General features: G+C 54.4%; 7 protein-coding genes. 2 read left to right on the top strand and 5 right to left on the bottom strand.

The genetic code is table 11. The features are described from left to right. Positions 1-3: 3 nt before the first annotated feature. A complete protein-coding gene (locus tag R2C4_RS05495; RefSeq protein ID WP_141889885.1) occupies positions 4-2,490 on the top strand; it encodes a sensor histidine kinase in 2,487 nt (828 codons plus the stop codon). Next, on the top strand, positions 2,483-4,345 hold the full coding sequence (locus tag R2C4_RS05490) for a hypothetical protein (protein ID WP_141889884.1): 1,863 nt from the start codon (positions 2,483-2,485) through the stop codon (positions 4,343-4,345). Before R2C4_RS05495 ends, R2C4_RS05490 begins: the two co-directional genes overlap by 8 nt. Positions 4,346-4,574: 229 nt before the next feature. Here the strand turns inward: R2C4_RS05490 and R2C4_RS21545 are convergent, their stop codons facing one another. The 5 genes from R2C4_RS21545 to R2C4_RS05465 form a co-directional block, all read right to left on the bottom strand. Next, entirely contained in the window at positions 4,575-4,961 is a 387-nt protein-coding gene (locus R2C4_RS21545; RefSeq protein WP_141889883.1) for a terminase small subunit, read from the bottom strand. Positions 4,962-5,768: 807 nt separating this feature from the next. After that, positions 5,769-9,287, bottom strand: coding sequence for an ATP-dependent DNA helicase (locus R2C4_RS05480; protein ID WP_141889882.1), 3,519 nt, complete (start codon positions 9,285-9,287; stop codon positions 5,769-5,771). Positions 9,288-9,565: 278 nt separating this feature from the next. Then, positions 9,566-10,486, bottom strand: a complete 921-nt coding sequence (locus tag R2C4_RS05475; RefSeq protein WP_141889881.1) for a hypothetical protein — start codon at positions 10,484-10,486, stop codon at positions 9,566-9,568. A 145-nt stretch (positions 10,487-10,631) separates the two neighbouring features. Then, positions 10,632-10,826: a helix-turn-helix transcriptional regulator gene (locus tag R2C4_RS21195; protein ID WP_167510242.1), complete on the bottom strand. Its 195-nt coding sequence runs from the start codon at positions 10,824-10,826 to the stop codon at positions 10,632-10,634. Between the two features lie 537 nt (positions 10,827-11,363). Continuing rightward, positions 11,364-12,560, bottom strand: a complete 1,197-nt coding sequence (locus R2C4_RS05465) for a tyrosine-type recombinase/integrase (RefSeq protein WP_141889879.1) — start codon at positions 12,558-12,560, stop codon at positions 11,364-11,366. Between the last annotated feature and the right edge of the window lie 8 nt (positions 12,561-12,568).

Raw genomic sequence — 12,568 nt, 5'->3', positions numbered from 1 at the left:
CGTATGGCCAATCCGCATTTCGACATCAGCGCGGCTGTCGTCCGTCAATTGGGTGACGAACTGGTGTCAGACGAAGTCACGGCGATTGTTGAACTCGTTAAGAATTGTTACGATGCCGACGCGACTTACGCACACGTTGTTGTAAACACGACTGACGCGCCGCCCGGTGAGGGGAGTAAGTTTTCCGAGGCCGTCGGCTACGTTGCAATTGAAGATGACGGCATGGGAATGAACCGCGCCGATATCGAACGTGGTTGGTTAATGATTTCGCTATCAGGAAAGCGGATCATGAAGGCTTCCGGGCGCAAGACACCTAAGGGGCGAACGCCTTTGGGTGATAAAGGCTTGGGGCGTCTAAGCACCCAGAAACTGGGTCAAAACCTGGAGCTTTATACGCGCAAGGACGGACAAGATGATACGTTGCACGTCGCATTTGCTTGGGACGCGTTTACCGATGACAAAAGCTTAAGCGAAGTGCCGGTATCAATTGACACAGCGAAAACATCTACACGAAATAAAGGTACAAAGCTAGTTGTCTCTGGGTTGCGAAATGCCGAGGTTTGGGGCGGGAGAGCGGTCGAAAAGCTAATCGCTGATCTTTCGCAGGTCATTTCCCCCTTTGCTGAAGCTCGCCCTTTCTTGGTGACGCTACGCATTAATGGGCGCCCGATTGACTTGGGGCAGGTTTCTTCGAAGGTCCGTGGCGCGGCGGTGGCCAAGTTCAACATTGATTTCGCTGACGGAGCGCTAGCGATGACCGGAAAATTCCGGCTCATGAAGCTCCGCGGAAACCAGGATCATGATTCCTACGAGAATTTGCTAGCAAGAGATAATGGGCGCTCATTCTTTGATTACTTAAAGAGCAAGAAGGCACCGGTTAACTTTAAACTTAGTGATGACCCGAACTTCTTCATTGAGTTTGACTATCGTGTTCCACTGTCAGCGCTCGGTGGCGCAGAAAAAGAGCCATCTAACGAACCAGACGCTCCGCTGGTTAATGCCAATCCTGGTCCTTTTCACGCTGAAATCGATGAATTTATGCTGCGCGGTGATGAGATTGGAGCCAAGCTTGGCGGGCTTGCAAACACAAACGAGGTCAGAGAGATTGTAAAGCTACATGCGGGTATAAAAGTATTCCGCGACGGCTTCGCAATAAAACCTTATGGTTTAAATGGCGAAGATTGGCTTCGCCTAAGCGCTCAGCAAACGAGCGGAAGTTCCTGGTACGGATTGCGCCCCCAGAATGTAATTGGGTTCGTGTCGATTAGTGAGGCGGAAAATGGCAACCTAAAGGAGAAGACGGACAGGGAAGGTTTTGTTTCCAATCCGTATTCTCAGAACTTCCGACGCCTAGTAACCCACGCGACTGAAATGATCGGTAGCTTCTATGAATGGACCAGGCGAAATTTTAATACGTTTAAAGCAAACCGACCGGAGAACTCTAAGCCCTTCAAAGGCGGGCGCAAGGCGATTGCCGATGCCGAGAATGTAGCAAGTCGTTTGGCGAGTTACAGCAATACTGCCAAGTCGCTTGACGCCAACACAGCTGTCGCCCGGCAGAAGATTGCAACCGTGACTAGCCGCATCCAGAAAACACCCCTACTGACAAGTTCCGCAGAACGGGAAATGGCGGAGCTGCTCACCGACGCGCAACAAGCACTTGAAGAATCTCAGGCACTATTTTCTGACCTTACTAAATACGCAGCAGAGGCCAAGGATCTCGCGGATATTGTTACCGTGCTTTCGCCGCGATTGGACGTTTTGTCCGACCAACTACAGGATTTTTCGGAACTTGCTGGATTGGGGCTGCTGGCTGAGGCACTTTCACATGAAGTTCAAAACCAAACCGATCGCTTGATGCAAAAGGCTTCAAAGGCTGTGGCGCGCGCCAAAAAAACAACCCCCCCGAATGTGGATCTCCTAGTCCTAGGACAGGAAGTCACTACGGCGGCGGCGGCTCTGCGTCGGCAGATTGGTCACCTATCTCCTTCGCTGCGGTACCAGCGCGACAAGATCGAGACATTTCCAGTTTCTAGGCTCATAGAGGATATTCGGTCGCACTTTGAAGACCGATGGGCTGAAACCGGCATTCAAACCGATATTGCACTTGATAGCGCTGATTTCTCTGTAAAAACTAATCGCGGGAGATTGACGCAGGTAGTCGACAACATCGTATTGAATGCTGAGTATTGGCTCAAGGAAGCGCAAGCCAATAATCCAAATTTTTCCCCTAGACTGAATATCAGCTACAAGCCACCAAGGTTGCAAATTTGGGATAATGCAGGTGGAATTGATCCCGCTGTTGAAGACGCGCTTTTCGAACCCTTCATCACACTTAAGCCGAAAGGGGAAGGGCGAGGATTGGGTCTATTTATCTGCGCTCAAATTCTGGAGTCAATGGGTGGCACTATTTCGCTTCTTAATGTACGCAATGAACACAACCGTAGGTACATTTTTGAACTGGATCTTTCGGGGATCGTGGATGGATAAGACAACAATGCCTGATAATTCGATTGCCGCAGATGCATCGATTGAAGATAATTTGGCCGCTGCTTCTCTCCCGGCTAAGCCTGATATTGAAGCAGAAACTAAAGAGGAAGATAGGCATCCTGTGGATAGCTTCGACGGTAAGCTTGCCCAACTCTTTGAAAAATTGAATATTGTTAAAGTCGTCTTTGTTGACGACAAGGCCGAGCCGCAAATTGATGCTGGAACTGTATATACAGTTTTGATAGAGAACGATGCTTCTAAGGAGTCCTTAGCAGAATTCTTCCAAGGTATTGAGCTGTCCATTGAGAACGACGCACTTATGGAGCAGCTGGACTTCAAGCTGCGGGAGCTCGAACGCGAAGAGCTTTTGGAACTAGGCAAGGTGCTATCGGCTCACAGCGAGGAAGTCCACGAGCGTGAGGCTCTAGTACGTCTACAGGACCTGGTGCCTAAGAAGGCTGTCATTCATTTGCTAACACCACACGAATGGTTCGAACAAAGGGATGCATTAATCAAAGAGTGCACAGAAGAGCGACGTACTTTATTCTTTTTCGACCAGGAACTAGAGGCTGATCAGGCAACTTTGGGATTCTCCAAGGGCTCCGATATCATTCGTGACTTGATTAAGAAAGAAAAAGCCGGTTTTGGAACACGCTGGTTCTGCGGAATGTTAACACATACCGTTTCGCTGGGAAGCGAAGTCGAAGCTTGGCTGGAATTGGAGAAATCAGAGAGACTTGATCTCCAGTACTTTATGCCGATCGCCAAAACTGCCTTAGACGAAGAGACTACTTTCTACGGAGCTGTATATCGTACCCTTATCACTACCTACAGCCAGACAATGAAAAAACTGGCTCAGGCCGCTTTCAAGGAGGCCTTGAATGATGCGTTAGAGCAATTTGCTGGTCTAGATCCGATCGACTTTGAGCACATGGTGGTGAAGTCTTCTGAGATGGAGGGTGTCTCGGAGTTGGAAACGCTGATACGCCTGTACGGGATTATTCAGAAAGACCAGGTAAAATCACAGATACTTCAAGAGAAGAGGGTCGGCGAATTTACCTCTGCTGCGCGCACGGTAAAAGAAATCGCCGATGTCGGCCGTGATATGTCCTCGACTTCGCAAGAACGTCTATTTCAGCTTCGCCGTGAGGAACTCTACGAAAGCGAACAGCTCGTAAACAACTACAACGACCCCCTCCGAAACGGCGACCTGTTCGAGATCGGCGAGGGTAGGGAAACGAAACTATGGGTGCTCATTGCACAGCCTTGCGATCTCATGGTTCGGAGCGATGGCAAGCGTGTACGCGAAGAAAACTTCAAAGTTGCGGTTCTGGCACCTGTTAAGAGCAGGCCTCTTGGAAAGGAGGCGGGTGCTAAGGACGGGTTACGATTTTTTTTGGAGCACTACGATCATGGTGGCGCTCAGTCTGCTGTCGTTCCTTTCGCAGATGCAACACCAGCGAACTTGCAGGTTCTCGACCTAGCAGTTTTCAACAAAGACGGGCGTTGCCATCTTGCAGCCTCTCCTGACTCGAACCTCAACCTTCCGAGTAGGGCTTGGGAGAATCGGGATGACGTGTTGAGAAAGCACTTTGGAAAGTTTTCCAAGCAGATTGAAGACGCTCGGAGGGTTCACAAAGACCAAGTTGCCAAACTATTGGCCAACGCAGTCATTCCTCGGGCGGCGCCAAAAAAGTCGTTTTCTCAATACGGCTCTTACGATGACGGTTCATTCACTTATTCTATCCGTCGTTGCGGGCGAATCCGGGACCCATTAGCTACATCGCTGCTTTCGGCTTACAGTCGTTTCTTGGCGAGGGATGCCTATGAGCACGACTTTTCGAAAGCAGGTTAGGCTTTGGAAATCAATCTCTATAACCTGTACTGGATCTCGATGCGAAGTTGCTATGGTTGCTGCAACAGTGAATTGGCCTACTGGTAAGCAGGGTGACTTAGCTTCCGATTTCTTTCAGGAACCGTTTATTCCCAGTCTCTTGCAGCGGGTCGCGTAGTCATTCATCATATAGGTCAATTGATGAAAGCGGACAGATCGTTTCGGACAAGTGGAGCAAAGGATTATTAGCTCAAGCCTTTCGCATAAGGCCTAATTCCCGGCTAATGATATTGGCTTTGAAAATGCCTGCAGCACATCGCTCGAACTTGTGCGCAAACACAGCATTTTCAATGAGCTCCATTGTCTCGACTAGATCTTTCCTGTTCTTTCGCCAGTGCCGCCATGTCTGTGTTGTGATTCCGAGAAACAAACAGAATCCAGCGATTGTCATTGGTCGATCTTTCCGCAGTTTTGCGATCATCGTTCCGTTTGCAGTTCTGAACAATTTGCTCTCGAAAAGTGGATTACTTTCCACGTGCTCAGCATACTCGACAAAACGCTCCCCTAGATGATGGGGCGCTTTGATCTTGCGGGGTCTCCAGGGCGGATTGAGTGGTTGCGCTCTGTTACTTTTCATATGGTTACCCCCTTTTTTTGCACTTGGTAAGCATGGGCCGCTAAGGGGGCTTAAGCAAGGGGTAGCGCCGCAGAAGCAAGCTATTTGGCTACTTTTTTGCGGTCAAATTTGCTTCCAGCGTAGTTGGGCTATGTTCTGCTGAGGCCGGTGGTAAGGGTGAGAGCAACACGCCTAGGCTGCTTCCGCTTGGTGTCGGCAATGCAACTGCACGATGCTCGACGGAGAATTGAAGGGTAATGCGCCTTGGTGCCCATTTAAGGCACTATGTTTCTAGGCTACCTCATTGATAGCGTAGCAAAATGTTTTGATTTATTTGTGACTGTTACGCTAAATTCGTGTGCTTTGCTTTGTTCGGAAAAGTCCTGCTCGCTAGTTTAACACCCTTATCCAGTTTGAGTTTTGCAATCAAAAAGCGTTGAGGTCGCTTGTTCGCATATTGATGGCGGTGATGATTGACGCGCGGTTGATGGCAGGTGATGCAGCGGGTATTGCTGCCCGCCTGGAAGTGGTGCGGTGGCGACGGCCCGGAAATGTGCCTGCACGCCGCTGTGGTGGGAGCAGGGGCTTGCTTGGGTGTGGCGCGGCCCAACATGTGCCGGCGGCCAATGGCGACCCTGTGCTCGTAAAATTGTGCTCGGCAGTTTTGGGTGCCTCAGGCCGGAGGTAATACTGTGCCGGGTTCTGCTCCCCGCGTGGTGGACGAGGCATTTGGCTTGTGTGCGGCATTGCGGCGTAAATGCTAAACCTGCATAGCCAAAGTACCCCAATTGCCTACATAGATACCTATACGGTTTTAGGGTGCTTTGGCTATTTTGCTCCGTACCGTTTACGGGACTTTTTCAGGGTGCAACCCGGCAAAATTCCAGCCAAAACTGCTTGAGCAGCCTCAATGTCGGCAACACCGACCTTGACGGCACGTTTTCCAAACTGCGCGTGTGTCAGTTGGCATTCCACAGCATCGGCAGGTAGGTGTCCTCCCACGGGCGGGTTTAGGCGTAACAGTGCATTCAAGCCCGCCCTTTCACGGTCGCGGGCCTGATCCGCCTCTGCCTTGGCGTGGGTCGCCACATACTCGCGTGCCTTCTGAACCTGCGCTGCGTTGCGGTAAAGGTCCGGGAACAGCAGCGGTGCCAATTTGTTAACCGCCTCACCGGTGAGCGGCACCAGACCTTTGCGGCAGATCAGCTCTTCCGGCCCTGCTGCAAATTCATCTAGCGCGCCGAGTTGGTCCACGGGATAACCGATCGGGACATTGCCGAACACGTCGATAACCATCGGATGTTCTGCGCGGATGGCGCGCGGCCTGCCGATTGCCTGCTCAACATGCGTCCGCAGTTTGTAGCCCAGATAATGGTTCACGTGCGGGTCAGGGTGCGTATAAACCCGTGTGCTTAGTTCGTGGTATGCGCCGCATCGGACGTAGCCATCAGCTAGCGGCCAATATTCGCCAGCGGGGAGACGTTGGACGCAGCGCCCGAGTAGCACCTCCACCTGTGCTTCGTAAACGCCAGGGTTTGGCAGAGGGCGCCCGCAGATCATAGTGTACGGCACACCCGCCGCCGCGTTGACGCTGGTGACAGCGCCATAGTGCAATGTCAGGGTCTCCGCAGAGAGATGCGGCAGGACCGCCTCCTTGACCGCCTTCTGCGATACCCAAAGGCCGGGGCCATCCGCTGCCTGATCGTTGAAATGCGCCGCCAGTTTCAGAGACAGCGCCGTTGGCCCGTTGTGGTCGGTAAGGCTGTTCGCAGAACCCGTGTGGCAGTCCATATACCGTATGGTGACATAGGCAGGCAGTGAAATGTTGTCCCGGTCGGGCGCGCCGAAATCCAGCCCTAGCTTATTCAGGGTCTGGTCTGCCGTGGCGCTGTACAAGACGCGGGGTGCTTTGTGGCAGGTGTTGAACCCGCTGATGTCCTGTCTGGTGCTGACGGTGACGCAAGAGGCGGGAATCATACCCTGCGACGTTGTGGTGCTCATGGTGCAACCAATGAGGTGGTTCTGCCCCTGAGACTGCATAACAGCCCGCAGCAGTGCAGCTACTCGCTGACACCACCGGCTGCCCCACTCATGGCGAGTCACCGCCTCGCCCAGCAGGCTTTCAAACTCCTCCGCATCTTCGCTTGCTGTGACGTTGATTGTTTGCGGCTTTTGAAGATACCCTAGCACTTCCTCAGCGTGCTCAATCTTCACTGGCGCAATCGCCGCACCACGGGACGGCCATGGGATGGACGCGCTTAGTGCTGCTAAGGTCTGTGACACATTTGGAAGCTGCACCATCGCCTGGAGGGGCGGCGGGAGTGCGTCAAGAAGCTGCGTAACTGTGAGGTCGGCTTGCGTAATGTGCAGTTCTTCGCTTAGCAGAACATCCATTTGGTCTTCGTCAAACAGCCACAAAGCGACCTTCTTACCGACGATGTTCTCAGGTTTGTAGTACGCCTGCTCGCGGGGCATGATTACCACGTCGGCTGTCTGGGCAGCGTCCCGACGTTCGTAATATTCGCAATGCTCCCGTAGAGGGCAGTTGTCGCACGCGGAGCGCTCCACAGACGATACCAGCCCGCTGAGCGCTGCTATCTGCTTCGGGAATTTGCACACCTTCGCCCGACCAACGGTGGCCACAACGTTCAGCCCGTCAAGCACGTCTAGCGCTTTTTCAATCTGTTCGTGGCGCTCTAGCACTATCACCACCGGGCCGTGCTTCTTGCGGTTCCAGCCGCTATGCGGGTCCGAAACAATCCAGCGGACAAACTTATCGCGAGCATAGGATTTCCCCACACCTGTCTGGCTTGCATCCCACCAGACAGGCGGTGTGCGAGCGTCTTCAGTTGCCTGCCACCGGCCCAGTTGTTCGGTGTCTTTTTCGGTGTCGCCCGTAGTGCGCGGCTTTCGTTTGCGGCCTTCCAGGAACGGCAACCCTTTCGTACGCCACAAGTGAATCTGCTGATCGAACTGATATTGGTTGCGAGCATCTAGTTTCGCCTTCTGTTTTTCCCAGCTTTCGGCGCGGTTCGTGGCGCTGGTGGCAAAGCTGAATCGGGCAGGCCGGTTCAGTGTTACGGAGGGCGTTTTGTTCACCCCCACCAGTTCATAGCGGGCATTGATGCCGTGAGCGTAGTCGATAACATGAGGCCGTCTCAGCGGGTCGCCATCCTTGCCTAGCGTTACAATCTGAATACGCGACATGCCGTATTCCACCCCGTCAAGAATGCCGGGGCCGTCAACCATATGGTACTTGTGAGGATCGTCTAGGATGTCATTGACCGTGACCCACGTGTAGTCCGAAAGCTGGATATTGTATTCGCCGAAGAGCTGACCCTTGCGCTGGAACAGCCCGCGAACCGTGGCCATGGCTTGATCGTAGGTAAGCCCCCGTTCGGCCATAAGTTCACGCGCCCGGTCCTCCACCCACGCTGCCTTTACCCGCGCCGCTTCCGCCCGCATGGCGTCTTTCGCGACACGGCGGGTCTTGAGGGCCTTTGCTCGCTCTTTGGGCGCTAGGACAGCATATCCGACCGCCTCGCCTCTGGTAACGGTAGGCGCAGGCGCACACCGTGTGAGACCTCCGGAAAGTGTGGGAGGTGCCTCAAACGAAAGCCGCTCTGGCGAACCCACAGCGGCGTCAAATAGCCCTCGTTCTAGGAGCTGCCCTGCCGCTCCGACTACCCAGTAGGAGAGGCCGTGAAGCCACCCGCGGAGGAGCAGGTCGGCCAGTAGATCTTTCTGCGAAAGGTTGCGCTGCCAATACAGCACGTATTTGTGCGAGGCAGCCGCTTGCAAGGACTGACCGTCAGGCTTTGTAATGTGACTCGAGCTTGAAGCTGTATCTACTGCCTCGGCGCGCGCCAAGTCAGGCCACAGTTGCAACGCGGCCTGCTGCCAGCCCCCGGCGCGCTCAATGTTGGCCTGCACACTGGCGGGCATGTCCTTCGTGTCGTGGTCCAGCAGTGCCCAAGAGTTTTGGGTGTTGTCGAAGTGGAAGAACTCTTTGGAACGCACAACAGACGGGCCCAAGAATGACAGAGCCTTACGCTTGGACAGTACGGGGAATTGATATTGCGTTGTATTTTTCAGTTGCCCAAGGATTAGTGCATGATCCTTGGGCATATCCGAGATCAGAGCGGCAAGGGCCTCGCCATCAGGGGCCGCGTGCCAACTCGACCAGCCTTCGGACATAGGGAGGGGGTGCGTTTTCTTAACTGTCCCGTCAGCCAGTAGTTCGATACGTTTGTTAAGATCGCCCTTTGTCGAGCGAACGAGGGTGACAGAAGCAGGCAAGCCGGTATTGTTTGCCGCCTGAGCAGCTTGGGTCGTGGTCGGTAGCATTGGGGGTATTCGTTCCTAAGCGTTGCAAGAAACCAACCTGTCTAGGGCTGGCGGTGAGTTCACTCCTTTTGTGTCTTGCGGGCGCTGCATTCCCGGTTCCAAGCGAGGCAAATCGCCGGGTGTTGGCAGAACATTGGCGGTAGACAGCCGCCAGTCCTTTGTGCCAACACCCAGAACGCTTTGGAACGCACCACAGTTAGCACAGGCCGGGCGGGTTTGCAAGTACGGCGCTTATTTAAGGCTTTGATATTTAATGATTTTGAATCCCTTGAGGGCGCTCAGTGTGCCGAAACGCCCAGCGTAGCTGCTACTGTGTCCAAGCCTGCGATGGTGGTGCGGTTACCGAAGTTGCAGTGCAGCGCGATTTCCCGCCCATGCAATTGCTCTGTATCGTTGATCTCTGGGATGCCAAGCTTGATCAAGAACTGCGCCAGCAGATTGTCCCACTTTTGGGCCAAGTCGCCCTTAGCGTTGCGGTAGAAACGGAGCACCACCTTGTCGGTTTCGTCGTCGTCGCTCACCAGCGTCACGTGAAGGTATTGCTGGTCACTTGAGGGGGCCGGGCCGTGAATGGCGGTTGCTGCGACCTTGTAGATGCCTTTCTGGGTCGGCAGGGGTGCTATCGGTGCGGCTGGCGGCGGCGGTGCTGCCGGGGGCGGTACTGTTGCGCCCGTGCTGGCAGGCCTTGTGCTGGCCGCTGGTGGCTTTTGCGGCGCTGCCGGGGGCTGTGGGGGCGCGGGGGCAATAGTGGCGCTGGGCGGCGCTGTTTTGGCGGTCGTGGTTTTTGTCAATACTGTGCGCAGTGCCTCGACCGCATGACGCTTGGCAGTCGCTAGACCGTCCGTGCCGGGCATGATTGGGACCAGCGGGATGTCTTGACCATTTTCGACCGGAAGGCAAACCCAAGGCAAGCCGCCAGCCCCCTCTTTTGTCACAAACTTACTGTGATCCACTTTGGTTTCGATTACTGTTTCGACGTGGCGTTCGGCAACGGGGAGTGCAAAAATATGCTTCTTGCCGCCTGTGTCTATTGAAATAGTTGGCGACACCTCTGGGGTGGTCTCCCAAACTTCAAGCAGCTTAAGACCAGACGTCACGATTGTTTCGCCGCGCTCGGCCGCATCTGTTAGTTCTTGCGCTGACATGGCCAGCGCATTCGCAGCTTTCATGCTGCGAAGGGTGTTGTACTTATCGTCCATGGAACGTGCCTTTGTGGCCTGAATTGAAGGCAAATAGCGTAACTGTATTGCGGGGCGCTGCCGCAAAGCCTTTGTTGCTATAGCGATGAATGGTTGATCGGGGTGCCCCAGTAGGGCGTATGCCGTTTCAGCAGCGTTTGCTAAATCAAACGGGCAGATCTACGCCCTGTTCTTCGGCAAGGTTCGCCATGGCTTCATCAATGGCAGTTTCAGGCCAGACATTACGGTTGCCGAGCTTGATGGGCTTCGGCAACTGGCCGCGCCCGATATCCGTGTAGATGGAGTTGGCGGACCGACCGCCAAGTTTTTCGCAGACTTGATGAATATTGAGATACTTCATGGCCTTAAGCCTCCTGTTTGATGCCGCTTTGGCGTTGGCAGGCACAGGCTTAAGGTGTTGGGCTTTGCTGGTAAGCAATAAGCGCAAGCCGCATTTATTGCGGCTTGGTAAGAACGTTATTGTAGAGGCTATCAGCAGAGCCATGGACGCCGGGCAAGCTAGCCACGATGTCTGCCAAGCCGCCGGGGGCCTTTCGAGGGTGGTCCGGGAATTCACGACAAAGAGCTTTCCACACTGCCTGCAAACGAGCGTTCCGCCGTTGCTTCGGGCCTTTGCACAGGGGCGGCCTTGGGGCGGCCAGCGTCCTGCACAGCGTGGCTAAGGCGGTCGGAGGGAAGCCTTCTAGGTCGGTGCAGTTAGTTGCCCAACTCCGTAGCTCGTCATAATATTCGCGGTCACTATGTGCCAGTTCGCAAGCAGCAAATAGATCGTTTTCTGCGTCTACGAACTGCCAAAGGCGGTGTGCAAACTCTTTGGGGTCAGTTGGGTACACAAAGCCGCCAGCCTCGGCGCTGAATGTAAAAGGCAGTGCGACCATCAGCCTGCCTCCACCAAGTGAAGTTTCTGCCCGGTGCCGCCCGTCACATGGTTGGCCCATTGTTCTAGCAATACAGCACGCTTCTCAAGGAAGTCGTCGCGGTCATACGCCTTAGCGGCGGAGTTCCCAAATTTATGAGATAAAACCATTTCCTTAACCTCATAAGGGGCGTCGGTGCCGTTCAGCCATGTCCGGAGGCTGGTGCGAAATCCGTGGGGACGCGCTTCAAGACCTTGGCGCTTCATGAATTGAGTCATGGACATGTCACTGATCACGCCCTTGCGCGGGCTGGGGAATAGGTATCCGTCCCGGCTGCCTTCCAGTGCTTTGGCAACAACAAGCTGGGCGGTTGCGCTGAGTGGGACGCGGAAGGCTTGGGTCTTCCCCTTGTTGCCTTTCATGTCCTCGGCAGGAATGGTCCATACGTCACCGTCAATTTGGTTTTCGTGCATCGTGCGCAATGGTCCGCTGCGAACACCGGTTAGGATTAGCAGGCGCAAAGCAAGCTCTGTTGTCGCCTCACCTAAACTCCCATAGAAGGCGGGAACCTCTTGCCACGGCATTGAAGGCATATTCTTCGCAACATGGCGACTTTTTCCAAGAAGTGCCTTGGCTTTGTCGGTGGCCTGAAGATCTACGTCTAAGCCCATCGCAGCGCCATGCTTGATTACGATACCGATACGGTTCATGCCCTTGCGCGCGGTATCGGCCTTCGTGTGCCAGAGCGGTTTCAGTACATCCACAATGTCGTTCTGGGTGATCTCGGTGATTGGACGGTCCCCAATTTTGGGGATCACGTGGAGGTTCAAGGGCGACATCCAGCGCCCGGCGGCTCCGTCGCCTTTGAGTTCTGCTTTGCGGGCTTCGAATGCGAGCGCGCATACTTCCTCAAAGGTCTGACTTTTTTGGAGCTGCTTGCGCCGCTCTTCACGCGGATCAGTGCCGCTGCGGGCCAGCTCCCGCGCTGCCGCTGCCAAATCGCGGGCTTGATCAAGTGTTACGTCTGGATAGGGGCCGAGGCCGAGTTCCACCCGCTTTCCGCGCCCAAAAGCGGCTTTGATGGTGACTTGCACCGACCAATACTTCGCCCCCTTTTCCCTAACGTGCAGGAAGAGACCGCCGCCGTCACCGAGGCGCTGCCCGGGCTGTTTTGCAAGCTCAACCTCTTTCTTACCTAGCCTGTGGATGCCCGGCATCTTTAGCC

This window comes from Leisingera aquaemixtae, assembly GCF_006740765.1.
In the GTDB taxonomy this organism is placed as follows: Bacteria; Pseudomonadota; Alphaproteobacteria; order Rhodobacterales; family Rhodobacteraceae; genus Leisingera; species Leisingera aquaemixtae.
Note: the sequence above shows the minus strand (reverse complement) of the source record. Positions and strands in the feature narration are given on the sequence as shown.